The sequence below is a fragment of the Paraburkholderia sp. MPAMCS5 genome (assembly GCF_036016995.1).
Taxonomy (GTDB): domain Bacteria; phylum Pseudomonadota; class Gammaproteobacteria; order Burkholderiales; family Burkholderiaceae; genus Paraburkholderia.
Window position 1 is genome coordinate 98,397 of record NZ_JAYXBK010000002.1, and the last position, 23,194, is coordinate 121,590.

The window sequence follows — 23,194 nt, forward strand, 5'->3', positions numbered from 1 at the left end:
CTGCGAGTTCGGCCGCTCACCAGCCGCCCCACACAGCCGCAAGCGCCGACAGGACCGCCATGCCGGCAGTCTCGGTGCGCAACACGCGCGGTCCGAGACCCACCGCCTCAAATCCGTGATCGAGCGCGGCGGCTTCTTCGGCGGCGGAAAAACCGCCTTCAGGGCCGACGAGCACCGTGACGGAGCCTTTAGGCGGCGTAGCGGGCAGAGCCGAAAATTGGATGCTCGCGCGCGGCGACAGCAAAATGCGCAATTCCCCCTCCGCAGGCACGCGCGGCATCGCGCCGAGCCACGTGGCGATTTCGCGCACGGGCATGACTTCCGGTAGACGGTTGCGCCCGCACTGCTCGCACGACGCCCGCACGATGCCTTCCCAATGTGCATGCCGGCGCAGTGCGCGCTCGCCGGACAGACGCACGACGCTGCGTGCGGTGGTCAGCGGCACGAAGCTGAACGCGCCGAGTTCGACGGCCTTCTCGATCAGCCAGTCCATCTTGTCGCCGCTCGCAATGCCCTGCGCGAGCGTGAGCCGGTACGGCGGCTCGACCTCGATGTCGCGGAACTCGCCCACTTTCACCGTCACCGCGCGACGTTCGATCCCGACGAGTTCAGCGCTGTACTCGCCGCCTTCTCCGTTGAAAAGCACGATGGAGTCGCCCGTCTGCAAGCGCAGCACGAGGATGTGCCGCACGACGTCATCAGGAAGTGGCATGAGGTCGCCGGGCGAAAGAGGCGTACCGACGAAGAAGCGAGGCATCAGAAAAATACTCATTAGTTCACGAAAGATGACGAGCGAGCGCCCAACGGTAGCCGTCCATATCCTCGACCTGGGCGAAGCGGTCGCCCCAGAACTGATCTTGCGGCTCGCTCAAGGATTTCGCGCCGGCAGCGAGCGCCCGGGCGTAGATCGTGTCGACATCGTCGACGTAGACATAGAAGGATTGCGGCGCGATCGCGCCCGCGCTACGGGGTGTTTTCGCGGTCGAGCCGAACGCGCCTTCGGGCGCGAACATCACGATCAACTGGCCCTGATACGTCATCTCGACGTGCATGACGGCGCCGTCGTCCTGCACGCTGTCGCGCAATTCGAAGCCGAACGCCGCGGTATAGAACGCGGTCGCGGCGCGCGCGTCGCGCACGGTCAGATAGGGGGTCAACCAGGGCACACCGGCTGGACGAGGGGTGGTCATGGGGTTCTCCAGATCGATGGGTTGTTGGACGCGTGCCTTGAAGCTGGCAGCGGGCCCGGTATGCAAATGGAATAGCGCTCTGCGACCAAGGCGTGCATTTTGCCCGTGCGTTAGCCTGGCGGCTTTAAGAATTGACTTAGTTTATCGCGCACCGACGGCGATACCTCAAACAGCCCGGCGTGCGTGGCCGCGCCGTAGTGTTTCAAGGCGGCGATGCCGCGCGAGGCGAGGCGCGTGGCCACGGCATCCGCTGACAGCGCGGCGGGGTCGAGGGTGTCGCTGGCCATCGCCATCATCCACAACGAGCCGTAGAGGGGAACAAACGCGCTCATCGTGCGCACGACGGCGAACGCGCCGCGCAGATCGGCGAGCAGTCCCGCCATCCGTTGGGCATGGAAATACGGCGAGCCAAGATGGAGCGAGACCGCCGCGTCCCGGCTCATGATTCGCTTGAGCTGCCCGTAGAAGGCGGTTGTGTACAGGCTGGCGGCCGGCGAATCGGGCGGTGTCAGGTCGAAGACGATCAGGTCGAAATTCGCGGATTGCGTGTCGGCGGCGGCCGCCACGTAATGCGCGGCGTCGCCGATCACGAGTTCGACGCGCGGGTCGTCGAAAGCGCCGCCTTGCACTTGCGGCAGATGCTCGCGCGTCGCGCGAACCACTTGCGCGTCGAGTTCGGCCACAACGATTTTTTCGATGCCCGGATGCGCGAGCAATTGCCGCGCGGCGCCGCCATCGCCGCCGCCCAGCACCAGCGCGGCTTTCGGCGACGGATGCGCAAGCGCCGCCGGATGCACCATGCACTCGTGATAGATGAACTCGTCGCCGGTGGACGTCATAGGACGGCCGTCCAGCGTGAAGAGCCGGCCAAGCTCGCGCGTGTCCCACACCTCGATCCGCTGATAGGGCGAATCGACGCGCGCAACGAGCGACGCGTCCGGAAAACCGTAGACGGCGCCGGGGCACGGATGGAATAGCAAAGGATCGCTCAAGGCGGCGTGCCTGCCTGGGACGGTTGGTTTCAGTCCTCTGATTGTAAAGGCGATGCGCGGCGCGGTCCCGCGAACATCCGACGAATGCGGGCGCGAAGACCGCCACGGGGCCGCGCCGTTGCGCGGCTTTGCGCACCGGGAGCCCGACAACGTTCTGTTAGAATGTCACGCTTTCAGCCTTGTCCGTTTGCTCTGCCCGTTTCGCGTCTCCCGGCGCCGCATCGTGCGCCGAAGCGGACTGGCCGCCGAGCTCCCGGAAAGCGCGCACCGCTTTTTGACTCTGTCTCCGGACTCGACATGACGACCCCGTCTCCCGCACACACTTCCCTGATGGCCAACGCAATCCGCGCGTTGGCCATGGACGCCGTTCAACAAGCGAATTCCGGCCACCCCGGCATGCCGATGGGCATGGCCGAAATCGGCGTGGCCCTGTGGTCGCGCCATCTGCGTCACAACCCGAAGAACCCGCAATGGGCCGACCGCGACCGTTTCGTGCTGTCGAACGGCCATGGCTCCATGCTGTTGTACTCGCTGCTGCACCTGACCGGCTACGACCTGCCGATCGGCGAGCTGAAGAACTTCCGCCAGATGCATTCGAAGACGCCGGGCCACCCGGAATACGGCATCACGCCGGGCGTCGAAACCACCACCGGCCCGCTCGGCCAGGGTCTGGCGAACGCGGTCGGCATGGCGCTCGCCGAGTCGCTGCTCGCTACCGAATTCAACAAGCCTGACGCGAAGATCGTCGACCACCACACGTATGTGTTCGTCGGCGACGGCTGCCTGATGGAAGGCATTTCGCACGAAGCCTGCTCGCTCGCCGGCGTGCTCAAGCTGAACAAGCTGATTGCGTTCTACGACGACAACGGCATTTCGATCGACGGCGAAGTCGTTCACTGGTTCCACGACGACACGCCGAAGCGCTTCGAAGCCTACGGCTGGAACGTGATCCCGAACGTGGTCGGCCACAACGTCGACGCCGTGGACGCCGCCATCAAGCAGGCGAAGCAGTCCGACAAGCCGACGCTGATCTGCTGCAAAACCGTGATCGGCGAAGGCGCGCCGACCAAGGCGGGTAGTCACGATTCGCATGGCGCGCCGCTCGGCGACAAGGAAATCGCGGCGACCCGCGAGGCTATCGGCTGGAAGTGGGAGCCGTTCGTGATTCCGCAGGAAGTCTATGCGGCGTGGGACGCGAAGGAAGCCGGCGCGCGCCTCGAATCCGACTGGGACAAGGCGTTCGCCGCGTACGCAGCGAAATATCCGCACGAAGCGGCTGAATTCAAGCGTCGCGACGCGAAGCAATTGCCGGCGGACTGGAAGGAAAAGGCGAAGGCGATCATCGCCGGCGCGAACGAGCGCGCGGAAACGGTTGCAACGCGTAAGGCGTCGCAGCAGGCCATCGAAGGGTTGTCGGCTGTTCTGCCCGAACTGCTCGGCGGTTCCGCCGACTTGACCGGTTCGAACCTGACCAACTGGAAGGCCGCCAAGCCGGTGCGCGTGAACGAGAATGGCCACGCGGCGGGCAACTACGTGAATTACGGCGTGCGCGAATTCGGCATGAGCGCCGCGATCAACGGCGTCGCGCTGCATGGCGGCTTCAAGGCATTCGGCGGCACGTTCCTCACGTTCTCCGACTACAGCCGCAACGCGCTGCGTGTCGCCGCGCTGATGAAGGCGCCGTCCATTTTCGTGTTCACGCACGACTCGATCGGTCTCGGCGAAGACGGCCCGACGCACCAGTCCATCGAACACGTCGCGAGCCTGCGTCTGATTCCGCATCTGCAGGTGTGGCGCCCGGCGGATACTGTCGAAACCGCGGTGGCCTGGACGCACGCGGTTGAACATCACGGCCCGTCGTGCCTGATCTTCAGCCGTCAGAATCTGCCGTTCTCGGAGCGTACGGACGCGCAGATCGCGAACATCGAGAAGGGCGGCTATGTGCTGCGCGACTGGAACGACGAAATCGTCGCGCGCAAGATCATACTGATCGCCACGGGTTCGGAGGTCGAACTGGCGCTCAAGGCGATCGAGCCGCTCGCGCGTGAAGGCATCGCGGCGCGCGTGGTTTCCATGCCGTCGACCACGGTGTTCGACAAGCAGGACGCCGACTACCGCGAACGCGTGTTGCCGCACGGCGTGCGCCGTGTGGCGATCGAAGCGGGCGTGACGGATTTCTGGCGCAAGTACGTGGGTCTGGAAGGCGGCGTGGTGGGTATCGACACGTTCGGCGAATCCGCCCCGGCCGGCGTTCTGTTCAAGCATTTCGGCTTCACCGTCGAGCACGTGGTGGAGACGGCCAAAGCCGCACTCGGCTGATCTTGAGCAAAGCGTTGCCGCCTGCGTGAAGGAAGAGATGAACGCGCGGCAACGCGGCCGGTCAGACGAAACATCGACGTATTTTTTCAGCCATCAGGAGATAGACCATGACGATTCGCGTCGCAATCAACGGCTACGGCCGGATCGGCCGCAACACGCTGCGCGCCTTCTATGAAAACGGCAAGAAGCACGATATCGAAATCGTCGCCATCAACGATCTCGGCGATGCCAAAACCAACGCTCACCTCACGCAATATGACACCGCGCACGGCAAGTTCCCGGGCGAGGTGTCGGTGGATGGCGACTACCTGGTTGTGAACGGCGACAAGATTCGCGTGCTGGCCAACCGCAACCCGGCTGAACTGCCGTGGGGCGAGCTGAAGGTCGACGTCGTGCTGGAATGCACGGGCTTTTTCACGACCAAGGAAAAGGCCAGCGCGCACATCCGCGGCGGCGCAAAGAAGGTGATCATCTCGGCGCCGGGCGGTAAGGACGTCGACGCGACCATCGTCTACGGCGTGAACCACAACGTGCTGAAGGCATCGGACACGGTGATCTCGAACGCATCGTGCACGACGAACTGCCTCGCGCCGCTCGTCAAGCCGCTGAACGACAAGATCGGCCTCGTGAACGGCCTGATGACCACGATCCACGCGTACACGAACGACCAGGTTCTGACCGACGTGTATCACGAAGATCTGCGCCGCGCGCGCTCGGCCACGCACAGCCAGATCCCGACCAAGACGGGCGCGGCTTCGGCTGTCGGCCTCGTGCTGCCGGAACTGAACGGCAAGCTGGACGGCTACGCGATTCGCGTGCCGACCATCAACGTGTCGGTGGTCGATCTGTCGTTCATCGCCGCACGCGACACGACGGTCGAAGAAGTCAACGCGATCATGAAGGAAGCGTCGCAAGGCGCGCTGAAGGGCATCCTCGGCTATAACGACGCGCCGCTGGTGTCGATCGACTTCAACCACAACCCGGCTTCCTCGACGTTCGACGCGACGCTGACCAAGGTGTCGGGCCGTCTGGTCAAGGTGTCGAGCTGGTACGACAACGAGTGGGGCTTCTCGAACCGCATGCTGGATACGGCTGTTGCGCTCGCCAACGCGAAGTAAGCCGCGTCTGCGCCAAAAAAACCGCTCTTCGGAGCGGTTTTTTTATGCCTGCGGAGTCGGGAAATAAACGCCTGCGCGCTGCGCGGCATTGGAAATATGAGTTTCGATGGCCTTGCCGGCCGCGGCCGAATCGCGCGCCTTGAGCGCGTCGAGAATCGCGCGGTGCTCGGTGTACGTGGACAACACCAGCTCGCGCCGATAAAACGGCATGCGCTGGCTCTCCTTCATGATTTCCGCGCTGCTGCTGAGAATCGACTCAATGGCGGCGTTGCCCGCAATGCCCACGATCCGCATGTGGAAGTCATAGTCGAGGCGCGCGGCTTCGTCGAGTTCGTCGCACGCGAGCGCTGTTTGCATGGCCGTGATGTTCTCCTCCAACCACGCGAGGTCCGAATCGCTGACGGCGAGCGCGGCCATCCGCGCGATAAAGCCCTCCAGCGCGTAGCGCATCTGATACGTGTCGGGCAATGAAGACTGCGCGGCGAAGCGCCAGGACTGCGCCGCAGCGGCCTTCGCGCGTTCCACGTACACGCCCTTGCCGGGCCGGATGACCAGCAGACCCAAGGCTTCCAGCGTGGAGAGCGCCTCGCGCAGCGACGCGCGGCTAATGGCCAGTTCTTCCGAAAGCTGGCGTTGCGCCGGCAGCAGGCTGCCCACCGGATAAACGCCCGCTTCGATCCGTTCGCGGATGGTCGCGATGGCGGCATCGGTAACGGTGTGCGGGACATTTTTCATCAAAGCTCACATGAAAGTGCGGTCTGACCAGTATTGTAGTACGCAGGTTAAACGGACGTGCGACTGTTCTCGCGACGCCTCAAAACCCGCCCGAACCTCTCCGGGAAATCGCGGGTAAACACCGTTCCATGATTCCTTGACTCCAGTATATCGGCTTCCTACTATCCACCATAACAGTTCTGGTCGGACCAGTCTGAACAGATGGAAGTCGAACTCAGGAGGAAGCCGTGCTGAAATTCTTTAACTCGCTGTTTGGCCGGGTCGTGATCGCGCTGGTGGTCGGCGTGGTGATCGGCGCGATTTATCCGCATTTCGCCCAATCGCTGCGTCCGCTCGGCGACGGCTTTCTCAAGCTGATCAAGATGGTGATCGGTCCGATTGTCTTTTGCGTCGTGGTCAGCGGCATGGCGCACGCGGGCGATCTACGCAAGGTTGGCCGCGTGGGACTCAAGGCGGTGGTGTACTTCGAAGTGATGACGACGATCGCGCTCGTGATCGGCGCGGTGCTCGCCTACGCGACGCGGCCCGGCGTCGGCATGAACATCGATGTGCACTCGCTCGATCCGGCTTCGCTGTCGACCTACACGGAACACGCCAAGAGCCTGAAGGACACCGCGGGCTTTCTGCTGAAGATCATTCCGGACACCGCGTTCAACGCCTTTGCGACCGGCGACATCCTGCAGATTCTCGTGTTTTCGGTGCTGTTCGGCTCGGCGCTGTCGTTGCTCGGCGCGAAGGGGCAGCGCGTGAGCAACATGATCGACGAACTTGCGCAGGTCTTTTTCCGCGTGATGGGGTTCATCATCAAGCTCGCGCCTCTCGGCGTGCTCGGCGCGATCGCGTTCACCACCGGCACCTACGGCGTCGAATCGCTGAAGCAGCTCGGCATGCTGGTGCTCGTGTTCTACGCGAGCTGCATCGTGTTCGTGGTGGTGGTGCTGGGCGTCGTCATGCGGCTTGCGGGCTTCAGCATTTTCAAGCTGATGCGCTATTTGCGCGAAGAACTGTCGATCGTCCTCGGCACCGCTTCTTCGGATGCCGTGCTGCCGCAAGTCATGCGCAAGCTCGAATGGATGGGCGTCAAGGACTCGACGGTCGGTCTCGTGATTCCCACCGGCTACTCATTCAATCTCGACGGCTTCTCGATCTATCTCACGCTCGCCGTGATCTTCATCGCGCAGGCGACCAACACGCCGCTCTCCCTCCACGATCTGATCGTTGTGGTGCTGGTGTCGCTCGTGACGTCGAAGGGCGCGCACGGCATTCCCGGCTCGGCCATCGTGATTCTGGCCGCGACCTTGTCCGCGATTCCGGCGATTCCCGTGCTCGGCCTCGTGTTGATTCTTCCCGTCGACTGGTTTGTCGGCATTGCCCGCGCGTTGACGAATCTGATCGGCAACTGCGTGGCGACGGTGGTCGTCGCGGTGTGGGAACACGATATCGACCGGGCGCGTGCGCGTCGCGTGCTGAACCAGGACGCTGATTTCCGCTACGTCGCCGCCGGAGAAGACGCGGGCGTCGAACCCGTCAGCGCGAAGGGCGCACCGGCGGTTTGAAAACGGCGCGCGGACAACCGCGCGTGTGCATCCTCAACCTTTTGTCGTCTGACTGGAAACCATGGCCAATCTGATCCTCGACCCGAACGCTCCCGCTTTCACCCGTCGCTACATGAACCTCGCCGATCCGCGGCTCGGCGCGAAGGCGCTCTTCGCCAGCGACGACTTCTTCGCGCCGAAAGAGCGCATGCTCGAACCGCAACCGGCGGTGTTCATCCCCGGCAAATACGACGACCACGGCAAATGGATGGACGGCTGGGAAACGCGCCGCAAGCGCACCACCGGCCACGATCACTGCGTGATCCGCCTCGCGCGGCCGGGTGTCGTGCATGGGGTCGATCTCGATACGAGCCACTTCACCGGCAACTTTCCGCCTGCGGCGTCGATCGACGCCTGTCACGTGGACGGCGACGTGCCGCCCGACAGCGCCGACTGGCAAACGCTCGTACCCGCGACGACGCTGCAAGGCAACCAGCACCATTACGTCGAAGTGAACGACGCGCGCGCATTCACGCATCTGCGCGTGAATCTGTATCCGGACGGCGGCCTCGCGCGTCTGCGCGTGTACGGCCAGCCAAAGCGCGATTGGGAGCGCGTGGAGCGCGGCACGCTGCTGGATCTCGCGGCCGTCGAAAACGGCGCATATCTGGTCGCGGCCAACAACCAGCATTTCGGTCCGGCCTCCCAGATGCTGATGCCCGGCCGCGGCGTCAACATGGGCGACGGTTGGGAGACGCGGCGCCGTCGCGAGCCGGGCAACGACTGGGCGATCGTCGCGCTGGCGCGGCCGGGCGTGATTCGCAAAATCGAGGTGGATACCGCGCACTTCAAGGGCAATTTCCCCGATCGCTGCTCGCTGCAAGCCGCGAGCGTGACGGGCGGCACCGACGATTCCCTCGTCACGCAAGCCATGTTCTGGCCCGTGCTTCTCGACGAGCAGAAGTTGCAGATGGATCACGTCCACACGTTCGAGAACGGCCTTGCCTCGCTCGGTCCGGTCACGCACGTGCGGTTCAATATTTTTCCCGATGGCGGCGTCTCGCGGCTGCGCCTGTGGGGCGAAATCGCGTAACGGAGTGTCACGCATGAAGACATTGCACATGGAGCGTCTGACGCGCGCGTCCTTCGCGCCGTTCGGCGACGTGATCGAACTCGACGGCGCGCGCCATTTCGCCATCAACGGCGGTACGACCGAGCGCTATCACGACCTCGCGCAAGTCGACGTGACGGAGCAGGGCGGCCGTCCGCTGATCAACCTGTTTCGGGCGCAGCCGCGCGCGCTTCCGGTCGAAATCGCGATGATGGAGCGGCATCCGCTCGGCAGCCAGGCTTTCATTCCCTTAACGCGATGCCGCTATCTGATCGTGGTCGCGCCTGCCGGCGAACTGGATGCGACGCAGATGCGCGGCTTCTGGACCGACGCCTGGCAGGGCGTCAATTACGCGAAAGGCGTCTGGCATCATCCGTTGCTGGCGCTGGATCAGGTGAGCGATTTTCTGGTCGTGGATCGCGGCGGAGAGCAGCCGAATTGCGACGAACAAACGCTCGACGAGCCATGGCGGCTCGCGTTCGCGCGGAGCGCGGAGACGGTGGAGTAAGCGAGTGAAATGAGCGCGGCGCGGGCCTGTCGCGGGCCGCGTCCGCCCAAAAAAATGGCCCAGCCGATTCACACCGGCTGGGCCATTTTGCTGCTCGTTGCGAAGCGTCCGGCCGCGCCCCCCGACACGGCCGAAGCCGCGTCAATGCTTGCGATGCGGGCAGTTTTCCTTCGTGCACGCGCCGTACAGCGCCAGCGCGTGTTCCTGCAGCTTGAAGCCGCGTTCCTTCGCGATGGACTGCTGACGACTCTCGATTTCGGAGTCGAAAAATTCTTCGACAAGACCGCAGTCGAGGCACACCAGATGGTCGTGATGCGACCCTTCGTTCAGTTCGAACACCGCCTTGCCCGATTCGAAATTGCTGCGGGAAAGCAGGCCGGCTTGCTCGAACTGGGTCAGCACGCGATAGACGGTGGCGAGACCGATATCGAGTTCCTCATGAAGGAGGTTGCGATACACGTCTTCGGCCGTCAGATGGCGCACGGGGCTGTGCTGAAAAATCTCAAGGATTTTGAGGCGCGGAAGGGTCGCCTTGAGCCCGATATTCTTGAGATCGGTTGGATTGGTCATGACAAGGGATCCCTAGAGTACAATGCTAGGCTCTCATAGTAATGTGTTTTTGCCGTTCTGGTCATCTTCGATGGAATGAAACTCGCGCGGCTCGTCAGCGGGCCCGCACGGTGAGTGAAATGATTTCAAAATCTCAACTGATCTACCGGGGGAGCCGCATGCGGGGTACCTTGATCGCTGTTGCGGCTGTTGCGGCTGTCGCGATTCTTGCAGGATGCTCCACGTACGACAGCCTCACGCAGCGGGTTGCTCAAAGCATCACGCCGTACCGGATTACCGTTGTGCAGGGCAATTTCGTGTCGAAAGAAGCCGCTGCGCAAATGCAGGTGGGTATGTCGCGCGCGCAGGTGCGTCAGTTGCTCGGCACGCCGCTTCTCACCGACATGTTCCACGCGGACCGCTGGGACTACGTGTTCTATTTCAAGCGCGGCTCGACGAGCGTCGTGCAGCAGCGTGACTTCGTGATCCAGTTCTCCGGCGACCGCGTCGCGAGCTGGAGCGGCGGCGAAGATCTGCCGTCGAACCTCGAACTGCTGGCCGAAATCGACGGCGACAAGCGGGGCAAGAAGGCCGCCGTGCCAAACGTCGCGAGCAGCGCGGCGGGTGCGAGCGCGTCGGCTGCCGCCGCAGCGCCGGCCACGGTCGACACGGCACGTTCGCCGTCCGTCGAGGGCGCGTCGGCTGCGGCCGCGCCGTCCACCGACGCGAACGCGGAAGCCGCGCAAGCCGCCAATCGTGCGATGAATGCGGTGCAGGCGCCTGGCCGCAACGCGCAGTCGTCGGTGCGCTCCACGGCGCCCACGGCGAGCGCGGGCGGTATTCCTTCGCAGGGTCCGACGTCCGGCGGGCAACCGCAGTTCCAGTTCCACCGTCCGCCGCCGCCGCAGTCGTCGTCGCAGGAAAATCCGGTCGGACCCACGGGCTCGCAAGGCAGCAACGGCCCGACGTACAACGCGCCGCTTACCGCGCCGTCGTCCACTTCGGGAACGAGCCAGTAATCCCGCTGTCCTTGTTTTAAAGACGGCCGTCGTGCGGAGCCCGCCGTGAAGTAACCGCTGCGGATTACTTCGGGCCTCGCGCGGCGCCGTCCGCATCCTGGCTGTTCCCGTTATGCGCGGCGCGAGGGCGTGCTGCCCGCCGCCGCTTTTGCCCGCTTCCGCCGGGCTGTGTCTTTCGAACCCTCGTAGCCATGAAAATTGCGATTGCTGGCGCATCGGGCCGTATGGGCCGCATGCTCATCGAAACCGTTCTCAACGATTCCGACGCCACGCTGTCCGGCGCGCTCGACCGTGCCGGCGCGCCGCAACTCGGCCAGGACGCCGGCGCCTTTCTCGGCAAACAGACGGGCGTCACGCTGACCGACGACATCGAGCGCGTGTTCGCCGAGTCCGATTATCTGATCGACTTCACGCGCCCCGAAGGCACGCTGATGCATCTGGAAGCGGCGCAGCGTCACAACGTGAAAATGGTGATCGGCACGACCGGCTTCGACAACGCGCAAAAGGCGCAATTGCGTGACGCGGCGGACAAGATCGCCATCATGTTCGCGTCGAATATGAGCGTAGGCGTGAATGTCACGTTGAAGCTGCTCGAATTCGCGGCGAAGCATTTCGCGACCGGCTACGACATCGAGATCATCGAGGCGCATCATCGTCACAAGGTGGATGCGCCGTCCGGCACCGCCCTGACCATGGGCGAAGTGATCGCCAATGCGCTTGGCCGCAATCTCGACGACTGCGCGGTCTACAGCCGCGAAGGCGTGACCGGCGAACGCGATCCGTCCACCATCGGCTTTTCGGCGATTCGCGGCGGCGACATCGTCGGCGACCACACGGTGCTGTTCGCGGGCATCGGCGAGCGCATCGAAATCACGCACAAGTCGGCGAGCCGCCTGTCGTACGCGCAGGGCGCGCTTCGTGCGGTGCGCTTCCTGGAAGGCCATCAGACCGGCTTCTTCGACATGCAGGACGTGCTCGGCCTGCGCTGAGCATTCAGCGGCCCGGGCGTACTTTTCCACGGCGAGGTCAGATGGCAGGCGGCAGCGGCATCATCCATTACCTGCAAACTAGCGACGCGATCACGCATGGCGTCGCCTACGTATTGCTGGCGATGTCGATAGCGAGTTGGTGCTTTCTGATCGTCAAGACCTGGGTGCTCGTGCGCGCGAAACGTCAGGCCACGCGCGCGGTCGCGCGGTTCTGGCAGGCGTCCACGCTGGCCGAGGGCGTCGCGGTATTGAAGCGCGACGACCGCGAGCGCGTCTTCGCGCCGCTCGCCGAAGCGGCGCTCCATGCCGTCGAAGTCGATATTCCCGGCGCGTTGCTCGCGCGCGTCGAGCGCAGCGAACGCGTGCTGAGAGCGCTGCGCCAGGCGCTCAATGCGTCGCAGCGGCGGCTCGAATTCGGCCAGGTGCTGCTGGCGTCGGTGGGCAGCACGGCGCCTTTCGTCGGCTTGCTCGGCACCGTGTGGGGCATTTATCACGCGCTCGGCAGCATCGCGGCGAGCGGTCAGGCGCAGATTGAAAACGTCGCCGGCCCGGTCGGGGAGGCGCTCATCATGACGGCCTTCGGCCTCGTGGTCGCGATTCCTGCCGTACTCGCCTACAACGTGCTCGGGCGTCTCGTGCGGCAGCTGTCCGAAGAACTCGACGGCTTCGCGCACGACCTGCACGCGTACGTGTGCGCGCCCGCGGGCCAGGCGCCGGCGCGCGGCCAGCAGGCCACGACTCACTGAACAGGCACTGAACTCAAGCGGCGCGCGGCACGGCGACAGGAGGCGGCATGGCATTCGGCGGACTCGAAAAAAGGCAGACGGCCGCGCCGATGGCCGACATCAACATGACGCCGCTGATCGACGTGATGCTGGTGCTGCTGGTGATTTTTATCATTACCGCGCCTTTGTTCACGCACGCCATCCGGCTCGATCTGCCGAAGGTCGCGGCGTCGCCCGCGCGCGAAACGGCGCAGACCATTTCGCTTTCCATCGACGCGGCGGGCAAGCTCTACTGGAACGGCAGCGTCATCACGCAGGAACAGATGCGCGCGCGTTTCACGCAAGCGGGCAAAGAGGCCGAACCGCCCGACATTCACCTCCACGCGGAGCGCAATACACGCTACGAAGTGATCGCGCAGGTCATGGGCGCCGCGCAGCAGGCCGGTCTCGAGCGGATCGGCTTCGTGACGGACCCGCCGCCGCCCGCGCAGCATTAGCCGCGCGATTCGCCGCCTACGTCGCCACGCGGCGTTGGCGTCCGCGAACGGTATAATCAGCCCTTTCCCCGGCAGAAGGGGAAACGACGCCATTTTCATCCAGCAAAGCACCACAGTCTTAGCGGCCGGTGCGAAAGCACCGAACCCAGCGACCCCATCACACCATGCACGAAAAATACGTTCCCTCCGACGTCGAATCCACCGCGCAAGGGCAATGGCGCGCCATCGACGCGTACAAGACGACGGAATCCACCGACAAGCCCAAGTTCTATTGCGTCTCGATGCTGCCGTATCCGTCGGGCAAGCTGCACATGGGCCACGTGCGCAACTACACGATCAACGACGTGATGTACCGCTATCTGCGGATGAACGGCTACAACGTGCTGATGCCGATGGGTTGGGACGCGTTCGGCATGCCGGCGGAAAACGCGGCGATGGCCAACAACGTGCCGCCCGCGCAGTGGACCTACGACAACATCGCTTACATGAAGAAGCAGATGCAGTCCATGGGCCTCGCCATCGACTGGTCGCGCGAAGTCGCCACGTGCAGCCCGGACTACTACAAGTGGAACCAGTGGCTGTTCCTGAAGATGCTGGAAAAGGGCATCGCGTACAAGAAAACGGGCACCGTCAACTGGGACCCGGTCGACCAGACCGTGCTCGCAAACGAGCAGGTGATCGACGGCCGCGGCTGGCGCTCGGGCGCGCTCGTCGAAAAGCGCGAAATCCCGATGTACTACATGCGTATCACGCAGTACGCGGACGAGCTGCTGAACGACCTCGACGGCCTCGGCTGGCCCGAGCGCGTGAAGATCATGCAGCAGAACTGGATCGGCAAGAGCTTCGGCGTGAACTTCGGTTTCCCGTATGAAATCGACGGCGAAGAAAAGCTCTTGCGCGTGTTCACCACGCGCGCCGACACGATCATGGGCGTGACCTTCTGCGCGATCGCCGCCGAGCATCCGCTCGCCACGCGCCTCGCGAAAGGCAAGCCGGAGTTGCAGGCTTTCATCGACGAATGCAAGCGCGGCGGCGTCGCCGAAGCCGACGTCGCGACGATGGAAAAGAAGGGCATGGGCACCGGCTTTTTCGTCACGCATCCGCTCACGCAGGAACGTGTCGAAGTGTGGGTCGGCAACTACGTGCTGATGAGCTACGGCGAAGGCGCGGTGATGGGCGTGCCGGCGCACGACGAGCGCGATTTCGCGTTCGTGAAGAAGTACGGCCTGCCGATCAAACAGGTGGTCGCGGTCGAAGGCAAGGAATTCTCGACGCAAGCCTGGCAGGAATGGTACGGCGAGAAGACGGGCACGCTCGTCAACAGCGGCAAATACAACGGCCTCGATTACGAACAGGCCGTGGACGCGATCGCCGCCGACCTGAAGGCGCTCGGCCTCGGCGACAAGCAGATCACGTGGCGTCTGCGTGACTGGGGCGTGTCGCGTCAGCGTTACTGGGGCACGCCGATTCCGATCATCCACTGCCCGACGTGCGGCGACGTGCCGGTGCCGGAAAAAGACCTGCCGGTCGTGCTGCCCGAAGATCTCGTGCCGGACGGGACGGGCAACCCGCTCGCAAAGTCCGAAGCATTTGTGAACTGCACCTGCCCGGCATGCGGCGGCGCGGCCAAACGCGAAACCGACACAATGGACACGTTCGTCGATTCGTCGTGGTACTTCTACCGCTACGCGTCGCCGGATGCAAAGACCATGGTCGACGAGCGCACCGACTACTGGGCGCCAATGGACCAGTACATCGGCGGCATCGAGCACGCCATTCTTCACCTGTTGTACTCGCGTTTCTGGGCGAAGGTGATGCGCGACCTCGGGCTCGTCAAGTTCGGCGAGCCGGCGAAGAACCTGCTCACGCAGGGCATGGTGCTCAACGAAACCTACTATCGCGAAGACGCAGCCGGCAAGAAGACCTGGTACAACCCGGCGGATGTCACCGTGTCGTTCGACGACAAGGGCCGTCCGGTCGGCGCCGTGCTCAATTCGGACGGGCAGCCGGTCGTGCTGGGCGGCGTCGAGAAAATGTCGAAGTCGAAGAACAACGGCGTCGATCCGCAATCGCTGATCGATCAGCACGGCGCGGACACCGCGCGTCTGTTCGTCATGTTCGCGGCTCCGCCGGAGCAGCAGCTCGAATGGTCCGGTTCGGGCGTGGAAGGCGCGAGCCGCTTCCTGCGCCGCGTGTGGAGCTTCGGTCAGGCGAACGAAGCAGCGTTGCGCGCGGGCGGCCAGTTCGACGCCGCGCAGCTCGCCGACGCCGACAAGCTGCTGCGCCGCGAAATCTACAGTGTGCTCAAGCAGGCTGATTTCGACTACCAGCGTTTGCAGTACAACACGGTGGTGTCGGCGGCCATGAAAATGCTCAACGCGCTCGACAGCGCGAAGGGCGCGCAGCCGGGCGTGCTGCGCGAAACCTACGGCGTGATGCTGCGCGTGCTGTATCCGGTCGTGCCGCACCTCACATTCCAGTTGTGGCAGGAACTCGGTTATGCCGACGAATTCGGTTCGCTGCTCGACGCGCCGTGGCCCAAGGTCGACGAGAAAGCGCTGGAGCAATCGGAGATCGAACTCGTGCTGCAGGTGAACGGCAAGGTGCGCGGCGCGATCACGGTGGCGAAAGACGCGTCGCGCGAGTCGATCGAACAGCTCGCGGCCGCTCACGAAATGGTCGCCAAATTCAGCGAAGGCAAAGCACCGAAGAAGATCGTCGTGGTGCCGGGGCGCCTCGTGAACGTTGTGGTTTGACGAGCCGCCAACACATCGTGTGAGCTGAGAAGCGCCGTCGCGCGGCGGCGTTTGTCTCTCGCCGGATTTACTGCGAACCAGGAGCCAATGTGACTCGCAGATCGATTTTGACGCTGGCTTGCAGCGTACTCATGTTGTCCGCTTGCGGCTTCCAGTTGCGCGGTCAGCAGGACTACGCGTTCAAGCGCCTTTACATTGCCGGCGGTTCGCAAGCGGCGGGCGCGCGGCTGGCGCGCATGGTGCAGGGCGGCAGCGACACGGTGGTGGTGCAATCGGTGGCCAACGCCGACGCCACGCTGCAAATGTCCGAAGGCCGCGGCATGAGCACGCTCACGCTGAACTCGCTGGGCGTCGTCGAAGAGTATCAGTTGAATCTCAACCTGAACTACACGCTGGTCGGCAAGGACGGCACCGTGCTGATTCCGCCGAGCGTGATCGCGCTGAATCGCGCGATGACGTACAGCGATCAGTACACGCAGGCCAAGATCTCCGAATCGGAAATTCTGTTTGCCGACATGGAGAACGACGCGATCGACCAGCTCACGCGCCGTCTTTCGAACGTGCGATCGTTGCATCCGGCGCCGGGTCAGCAGGTGCCGGGCGTCGCGCCGCGCGCGCCGTTGCCGCCGCCGCCGCTGTGAGCGGCGCGCGTCGATCCGATCTGACAGACACGTAGCCATGCAACTGCGACTTGACGCGCTCGAAGCGCATCTCGCCAAGGGACTCGCCGGTTTGTACGTCGTGTACGGCGACGAGCACCTGCTCGCGCAGGAAGCGACCGACCGCATTCGCGCGGCGGCTCGCGCGGCGGGTTTCACCGACCGGTCGGTGTTCACCGTCGAGCGCGGTTTCGACTGGAGTTCGCTGCTCGGCGCGAGTCAGTCGATGTCGCTGTTCGGCGACCGTCAACTGGTCGAATTGCGCATACCGTCCGGCAAGCCGGGCAAGGAAGGCGCGGACGCGCTCAAGGCGCTCGCGGCCACTGTCAATAACGACGTGCTGACCATGATCACGCTGCCGCGGCTCGACGCGGCCACGCAAAAGTCCGCGTGGTTCACTGCGCTCGCCGACGCGGGCGTCGCGTTGAAAATCGATCCGGTCGAACGCGCGCAATTGCCGAACTGGGTCGGCCAGCGGCTCGCGGCTCAAAACCAGCGGGTTGCCGCCGGCGAGGAAGGGCGGCGCGCGCTGGCGTTTATCGCGGAACGTGTCGAAGGCAATCTGCTCGCTGCGCATCAGGAAATCCAGAAGCTCGGGCTGCTGTATCCGGCAGGCTCGTTGAGCTTCGAACAGATTCACGACGCCGTGCTCAACGTCGCGCGTTACGACGTGTTCAAGCTGAATGAGGCCATGCTGGCCGGCGACGTCGGCCGCCTCGCGCGCATGCTCGACGGTTTGCGCGGCGAAGGCGAGGCGGCGGTGCTGGTGCTGTGGGCCGTCGTCGAAGAATTGCGCACGCTGTTGCGCATCAAGCGCGGCGTCGCGGCGGGCAAGCCTCTCGCGATGCTCGTGCGAGAAAACCGCGTCTGGGGTCCGCGTGAGCGGCTCATTGGCCCGGCTTTGTCGCGCGTCACCGAAGCCGCGCTGGAAAAAGCGCTGGCGCTGGCTGCGCGGCTGGATCGGCAGGTCAAGGGCTTGTCGGGCGGCACGCCGGGCAATCATCGCAACGATCCGCCGCCCGATCCGTGGGACGGCCTGTTCGAGCTGGCCATGACGGTGGCTGCGCCGAAAATGTCCGCGGCGCCGCCGCCGCGACCTCGGGTCGGGGCCGCTGCGGGCGCGCGAAGGCCGGCTTGAGGCAGGTTGCGGGGCGAAGCGCCGGTTTTTGAGCGCAACGCGCAACAGCAGGCCGTGTGCAGCGAATGCAGCGGCTCGCCGCCTGGAGCCGCACGCGGCATAAAGCACGATCAAGCGGCATAAAGCGGCATAAAGCGGGCCGCGAGCAAAGCGTATTGCCCCGACTTACAATCGTTGAATCTTTCGCTAATCAGCTAATCAGCTAGTCCGCCTATCGCCGCACGCCGGCGTGCGCGGCACCACGAGAATCACCATGGATATCGACCAGTACATGACCGACCTCGGCCGCCGCGCCCGCCAGGCTTCGCGTGCGATGGCGCGCGCGTCGACGGCCGCGAAGAACGCCGCGCTGGCGGCGGTCGCGGAGGGCATCGAGCGCGATGCCGCGTTGCTCAAGGAGGCCAACGCGCGCGATGTCGCGCGTGCACGCGAGAAAGGCCATGACGCGGCTTTTATCGACCGGCTGACTTTGTCCGACAAGGCGCTGAAGACGATGGTCGAAGGTCTGCGCCAGGTCGCGGCGCTGGCCGATCCGATTGGCGAGATCAGCAACCTCAAGTACCGGCCGAGCGGCATCCAGGTCGGACAGATGCGCGTGCCGCTGGGTGTGATCGGCATCATCTATGAATCGCGTCCCAACGTGACGATCGACGCCGCCGCGCTGTGCCTGAAGTCCGGCAACGCGACGATTCTGCGTGGCGGTTCCGAAGCGCTCGAATGCAATACCGCGCTGGCCAGGTTGATCGGCGAAGGATTGCAGGCGGCCGGTTTGCCGCAAGACGCCGTGCAGGTGGTCGCCACTTCGGACCGCGCCGCGGTCGGCAAGCTGATCACCATGACCGGGTACGTGGACGTGATCGTGCCGCGCGGCGGCAAGAGCCTGATCGAGCGGCTCGTGAACGAAGCGCGCGTGCCGATGATCAAGCACCTTGACGGCATCTGCCACGTGTATGTGGACGACCGCGCCGATCTGGCGAAGGCGCTGACCGTGTGCGACAACGCCAAGACGCACCGGTACGGCACGTGCAACACAATGGAAACGCTGCTGATCGCGCGCGGCATTGCCTCGGCCGTGTTGCCGCCGCTCGGCAGGCTGTATCGCGAGAAGAGCGTCGAGCTGCGCGTGGACGCGGCGGCGCGCGCGGTGCTGACCGACGCGGGCGTGAGCCCGCTCGTCGACGCGACCGAAGAAGACTGGCGCACCGAATACCTCGCGCCCGTGCTCGCCATCAAGGTGGTGGACGATCTCGACGCGGCCATCGAGCACATCAACACATACAGCTCGCAGCATACCGACGCAATCGTCACCGAAGACCACGATCGCGCCATGCGCTTTCTGCGCGAAGTGGATTCGGCGAGTGTGATGGTGAACGCGTCGACGCGTTTCGCGGATGGCTTCGAGTTCGGTCTCGGCGCGGAAATCGGCATTTCCAACGACAAGCTTCATGCGCGCGGTCCGGTCGGCCTCGAAGGCCTGACGTCGCTGAAGTATGTCGTGCTCGGGCATGGCGAAGGGCGCCAGTAAGCGCGAACGTCATGCAAGGCGTGGCCGTGCAACGCGGCCACGCGTCATTATTATTTGCCGCGACCCACGCTCACTTCACGTCGCAATGCGCGGCGGGCACTATCGCCGGCGCGCTTAACAACAACTCACCCCCATCCCAAGGACACGCGATGCTCTGGATCAAGACGTTTCACATCGTTCTGATCGCTTCCTGGTTCGCCGGCCTGTTCTATTTGCCGCGCATCTTCGTCAATCTCGCGATGGAAACCGAGCCGGCTGCAGTGAAGCGTCTCCTCATCATGGCGCGCAAGCTGTTCCGTTTCATGTCGTTTATCGCGGTGCCGGCGATTGCTTGCGGATTGTGGCTGTGGCTCGTCGTGGGAATCGGCCAAGGTCAGGGATGGATTCACGCGAAGGTCGGCGTGGTCGTGCTGCTGGTCATTTATCACGCTTATTGCGGCGTGCTGCTGCGGACTTTCGAGCGCGGGGAAAACCGTCGCTCGGATAAGTGGTATCGCATGTTCAACGAATTGCCCGTGCTTGGAATGCTGGCCGCAGTCGCGTTGGTGGTCATTAAACCCTTCTAAGTTTCATATTGCTGGCGGGTGGCTGCTTTTCTGCGGCCATAGTAAGACTTTTCCTAATCGACGCGCGACATCTTCGTCGCGTTTGTCGGATGCGCGGCAGATCTACTGCTGACGTTTCACAATCTCCCTTCGCATTTTCTCAATCGCTTGCGCGTCTCGCGTAAACGCGTCACGACATTCCTTCTTTCGCCGCTTGACGGCGCGACCTCACGCCCTTCTGTAAGTCTCAACCCGCAGCATTGTCTTTCAGATTTATCTGCGAAAAACAGATATTCGTAAGTCACTTTAGTCCTTGTCTGATTCTGTCTGTAGAGCGCGTCTCATATTCTTGACTCCGAACATTAGCCAAGCATGACGGCCGTAGCCCGCTTCGCTCAGTGTCGAGCCGCAGTGTGTGGTTATCGCGTTTCCTACAATTTGTGAGTCTTAATGAACAAGAATCGATTTCGCCGAGTATTCAGCAAACGTCTCGGCATGCTGGTCGCGGTTGCAGAAAATGTGACGAGCCAGGGAAAACAGGCAGGGGAAAGTTCGGGCGTCGGTGCTTCGGGCCGCGAACTCGGCGTCATCTCGTCGATGAGCGCTTTCGCACTCGCGCTGGTTGCATTGCATCCGTCGTTGAGTAGCGCGCAGTCACTGCCGACCAACGGCCAGGTGATGGCGGGTCAGGCGAGCATCTCGCAAACCAATCCCAACACAATGACCATCAATCAGGGCACGCAACGTGCCGTGATCAACTGGAATTCGTTCGACGTCGGCCAAGGCAACACCGTCCAGTTCAACCAGCCGAACGCGCAGGCGCAGGCACTGAACCGCGTGACGGGCAGCATGCCGTCGAATATTCAGGGTTCGCTGCTGGCCAACGGTCAGGTGCTGATCCAGAACGCGAACGGCGTGCTGTTCAGCAAGAGCGCCGTGGTGAACGTCGGCTCGCTGCTGGCGACCACGAAGTCGATCGATTCGAATGCGTTCATGGCGGGCAACCCGCTGGCGCTGAGTGCCACGGGCACGAATGCGAGCGTGGTCAACGACGGCACGGTCAACGCGCAGGGCTACGTCGTCATGATGGGCGACCAGGTGCGCAACAGCGGCACGATCACGACGGCGCAGGGCGGCCAGGTGGCGCTCGCGGCGGGCGACGCGGCTATGGTCGCGCTGCCGAACGGCCAGGGCATCCAGTTGACGCTGACGAACGCGTCGGCGAATGCGCTGGTGGAAAACAGCGGCACGATCAAGGCCGATAACGGCGCAGTGCTGCTGACGGCACGCGGCAGCAACACGCTGCTGAACACGGTGGTGAATCTCTCAGGCGTGGTGCGCGCGGGCACGGTGGTCGCCGATGCAGGCAACACGGGCGATGTCGCGGTGACGGGCAAGGTCGATGCGTCGAACGCAGCGGGCCAGGGCGGCACGGTGGTGCTGTCGGGCGATCGCGTGGGCGTGTTCGGCAATGCATCGATCGATGCGAGCGGCGCGACGCAGGGCGGCAAGGTGATCATCGGCGGCGATAGTCTGCACAAGCTCGCTGGCACGCAAGCGCAAGGCATGCTGCAGGATGGCGTGCAGTTCGCGAACTTCACGCAGGTCGATGCGGGCGCAACGGTCAACGCGGGTTCGGCGCATGGTAACGGCGGCTTTGTGGAGACGTCGGGTCATAGCCTCGACGTGCAAGGTCAGGTGAGCGCAGCAGCGCCGGAAGGCAAGGCGGGCGAATGGCTGATCGTCGATCCGAATGGCTCGATCAACACCTCGGGTAACGGCTCGACCAATATCTCGGGTGACTCGACCAACGGTACCGGCACGGATATCAATGGTTCGATCAACACGACGGACAACGGCACGATCAACATCAGCGGCAACTCCACTGATGGCACGGGCGTGATCGTTGACCCGAACGGCTCGATCAACACATCGGGTAATGGCTCGACCAATATCAGCGGTGACTCGACCAACGGTACCGGCACGGATATCAACGGTTCGATCAACACGACGGACAACGGCACGATCAACATCAGCGGTAACTCGACTGATGGCACGGGCGTGATCGTCGATCCGAACGGTTCGATCAACACCTCGGGTAATGGCTCGACCGACATCAGCGGTGATTCGACCAACGGTACCGGCACGGACATCAACGGTTCGATCAACACGACGGACAACGGCACGATCAACATCAGCGGCAACTCGACTGATGGCACCGGCGTGATCGTTGACCCGAATGGTTCGATCAACACCTCGGGTAACGGCTCGACCAATATCTCGGGTGATTCGACCAACGGTACCGGCACGGACATCAACGGTTCGATCAACACGACGGACAACGGCACGATCAACATCAGCGGCGACCCGAACGGTTCGATCAATATCTCGGGCAACGGCTCGGGTGAGATTTCGGGCAATTCGACGAACGGCAATGGCACGATCATCGACGGTCGTGTGAACACGACGGACAACGGCACGATCGTGATCATCGACAACGGCACGGTGCTGAAGCCTGGCGACAACGGCGGCAGCAACGGCGGCGATACGCCGATCGACAACGGCGGCAACACGCCTCCTGACAACGGCGGCGGCAACGGCGGCAACGGCGGTGATAACGGCGGCGGCAACGGCGGCGGCAACGGCGGCAACCCCGACAACACGCCGTCAATCGGTGGCTCCGGCGGCGGCAGCGGTGGCATCGCTGCGGGTGTGGTCGGCGCAATCGGTGTGGGTGGCGCAGCGGCCTACTTCATGGGCGATATGGTATCGGCGCACTGGTACCTGGAAGCCGAGCAGGCGCTGATGCTCGAGTCGGGCGACCCGATATTCTGGGCCGACGCAGAGTTGGAGCACGTCACGGTCGACATGACGACGAACTCCGCCGATGTACAACTGTTCACGCACGCCGGCACGCTGGACCGTCATCTGGCTTACCGCGACGGCGCCGAGGGCGTGAAGCACTTCACGTACGAAGATCCGCAGCAGAAGACGAAGGCGGACTTGTCCGTGAACATGCAGACGCACGAGTACTTCTACACGGAAAGCGGTGTGAGGGACGGCAAGGTGTACGTAGTGAAGTCGCACGGCTGGCTGAAGATGGGCATCGCGCCTGTCGGCAGTACGGGGCGCGCGACCATCAACGGCGCAATGTAATGCTCTTATCGCGCCTCGCGTGCAAGACATGCGCGGGGTGCGATAACGAGGCTGCTGGTTGATCGTCCCCTTGTGGGACGATCGGCCGACGCTCCCCGTTTGGGTCAGTGAAGGGCGGTGCCACGCGC

Annotated in this window: 20 protein-coding genes; 15 read left to right on the forward strand and 5 right to left on the reverse strand. The window is 63.7% G+C overall.

The window, feature by feature from the left end; translation table 11 throughout:
• Positions 1–16: 16 nt before the first annotated feature.
• From VOM14_RS04440 to speE, 3 genes are all read right to left on the reverse strand, one after another.
• The gene (locus VOM14_RS04440; protein ID WP_327627546.1) at positions 17–757 is read right to left on the reverse strand and encodes a 16S rRNA (uracil(1498)-N(3))-methyltransferase; all 741 of its coding nucleotides are present in this window, start codon (positions 755–757) and stop codon (positions 17–19) included.
• A gap of 19 nt (positions 758–776) precedes the next feature.
• Positions 777–1,190, reverse strand: coding sequence for a VOC family protein (locus VOM14_RS04445; protein ID WP_327627547.1), 414 nt, complete (start codon positions 1,188–1,190; stop codon positions 777–779).
• A 110-nt stretch (positions 1,191–1,300) separates the two neighbouring features.
• Positions 1,301–2,182: a polyamine aminopropyltransferase gene (speE, locus tag VOM14_RS04450; protein WP_327627548.1), complete on the reverse strand. Its 882-nt coding sequence runs from the start codon at positions 2,180–2,182 to the stop codon at positions 1,301–1,303.
• Between the two features lie 297 nt (positions 2,183–2,479).
• Between speE and tkt the strand changes: the two genes are divergently transcribed.
• On the forward strand, positions 2,480–4,501 hold the full coding sequence (gene tkt / locus VOM14_RS04455; RefSeq protein ID WP_327627549.1) for a transketolase: 2,022 nt from the start codon (positions 2,480–2,482) through the stop codon (positions 4,499–4,501).
• 107 nt (positions 4,502–4,608) lie between these two features.
• The gene (gene gap, locus VOM14_RS04460) at positions 4,609–5,619 is read left to right on the forward strand and encodes a type I glyceraldehyde-3-phosphate dehydrogenase (RefSeq protein WP_327627550.1); all 1,011 of its coding nucleotides are present in this window, start codon (positions 4,609–4,611) and stop codon (positions 5,617–5,619) included.
• A 42-nt stretch (positions 5,620–5,661) separates the two neighbouring features.
• Here the strand turns inward: gap and VOM14_RS04465 are convergent, their stop codons facing one another.
• The gene (locus tag VOM14_RS04465) at positions 5,662–6,354 is read right to left on the reverse strand and encodes a FadR/GntR family transcriptional regulator (protein ID WP_327627551.1); all 693 of its coding nucleotides are present in this window, start codon (positions 6,352–6,354) and stop codon (positions 5,662–5,664) included.
• 227 nt (positions 6,355–6,581) lie between these two features.
• Between VOM14_RS04465 and VOM14_RS04470 the strand changes: the two genes are divergently transcribed.
• The 3 genes from VOM14_RS04470 (at position 6,582) to VOM14_RS04480 (ending at position 9,508) form a co-directional block, all read left to right on the forward strand.
• Entirely contained in the window at positions 6,582–7,910 is a 1,329-nt protein-coding gene (locus VOM14_RS04470) for a C4-dicarboxylate transporter DctA (RefSeq protein ID WP_327627552.1), read from the forward strand.
• 61 nt (positions 7,911–7,971) lie between these two features.
• Positions 7,972–8,982 (forward strand): allantoicase, encoded by a 1,011-nt coding sequence (gene alc / locus VOM14_RS04475; protein WP_327627553.1) that lies wholly within the window; start codon positions 7,972–7,974, stop codon positions 8,980–8,982.
• Positions 8,983–8,995: 13 nt separating this feature from the next.
• A complete protein-coding gene (locus VOM14_RS04480; protein ID WP_327627554.1) occupies positions 8,996–9,508 on the forward strand; it encodes an ureidoglycolate lyase in 513 nt (170 codons plus the stop codon).
• 141 nt (positions 9,509–9,649) lie between these two features.
• Here the strand turns inward: VOM14_RS04480 and fur are convergent, their stop codons facing one another.
• Positions 9,650–10,078, reverse strand: a complete 429-nt coding sequence (gene fur / locus VOM14_RS04485) for a ferric iron uptake transcriptional regulator (RefSeq protein ID WP_012434340.1) — start codon at positions 10,076–10,078, stop codon at positions 9,650–9,652.
• Positions 10,079–10,236: 158 nt separating this feature from the next.
• Between fur and bamE the strand changes: the two genes are divergently transcribed.
• From bamE to VOM14_RS04535, 10 genes are all read left to right on the forward strand, one after another.
• Positions 10,237–11,076, forward strand: coding sequence for an outer membrane protein assembly factor BamE (gene bamE / locus VOM14_RS04490; RefSeq protein ID WP_327628103.1), 840 nt, complete (start codon positions 10,237–10,239; stop codon positions 11,074–11,076).
• Between the two features lie 191 nt (positions 11,077–11,267).
• Positions 11,268–12,065, forward strand: a complete 798-nt coding sequence (dapB, locus tag VOM14_RS04495) for a 4-hydroxy-tetrahydrodipicolinate reductase (protein WP_327627555.1) — start codon at positions 11,268–11,270, stop codon at positions 12,063–12,065.
• 41 nt (positions 12,066–12,106) lie between these two features.
• Positions 12,107–12,811, forward strand: coding sequence for a MotA/TolQ/ExbB proton channel family protein (locus VOM14_RS04500; RefSeq protein ID WP_327627556.1), 705 nt, complete (start codon positions 12,107–12,109; stop codon positions 12,809–12,811).
• A gap of 47 nt (positions 12,812–12,858) precedes the next feature.
• Entirely contained in the window at positions 12,859–13,287 is a 429-nt protein-coding gene (locus VOM14_RS04505) for an ExbD/TolR family protein (RefSeq protein WP_327627557.1), read from the forward strand.
• A gap of 164 nt (positions 13,288–13,451) precedes the next feature.
• Positions 13,452–16,043: a leucine--tRNA ligase gene (leuS, locus tag VOM14_RS04510; RefSeq protein ID WP_327627558.1), complete on the forward strand. Its 2,592-nt coding sequence runs from the start codon at positions 13,452–13,454 to the stop codon at positions 16,041–16,043.
• Between the two features lie 89 nt (positions 16,044–16,132).
• Complete coding sequence (locus VOM14_RS04515; RefSeq protein ID WP_327627559.1) at positions 16,133–16,684, forward strand: LPS-assembly lipoprotein LptE; 552 nt, start codon at positions 16,133–16,135, stop codon at positions 16,682–16,684.
• Between the two features lie 37 nt (positions 16,685–16,721).
• Positions 16,722–17,840 carry a DNA polymerase III subunit delta gene (gene holA, locus VOM14_RS04520; protein ID WP_327627560.1) on the forward strand — a complete coding sequence of 373 codons (1,119 nt, stop codon included), beginning with the start codon at positions 16,722–16,724 and terminating at the stop codon, positions 17,838–17,840.
• A gap of 253 nt (positions 17,841–18,093) precedes the next feature.
• Positions 18,094–19,365 carry a glutamate-5-semialdehyde dehydrogenase gene (locus VOM14_RS04525; protein ID WP_327627561.1) on the forward strand — a complete coding sequence of 424 codons (1,272 nt, stop codon included), beginning with the start codon at positions 18,094–18,096 and terminating at the stop codon, positions 19,363–19,365.
• 149 nt (positions 19,366–19,514) lie between these two features.
• The gene (locus VOM14_RS04530) at positions 19,515–19,931 is read left to right on the forward strand and encodes a CopD family protein (RefSeq protein ID WP_327627562.1); all 417 of its coding nucleotides are present in this window, start codon (positions 19,515–19,517) and stop codon (positions 19,929–19,931) included.
• 429 nt (positions 19,932–20,360) lie between these two features.
• The gene (locus VOM14_RS04535; RefSeq protein ID WP_327627563.1) at positions 20,361–23,066 is read left to right on the forward strand and encodes a beta strand repeat-containing protein; all 2,706 of its coding nucleotides are present in this window, start codon (positions 20,361–20,363) and stop codon (positions 23,064–23,066) included.
• The last annotated feature ends 128 nt before the right edge of the window (positions 23,067–23,194 follow it).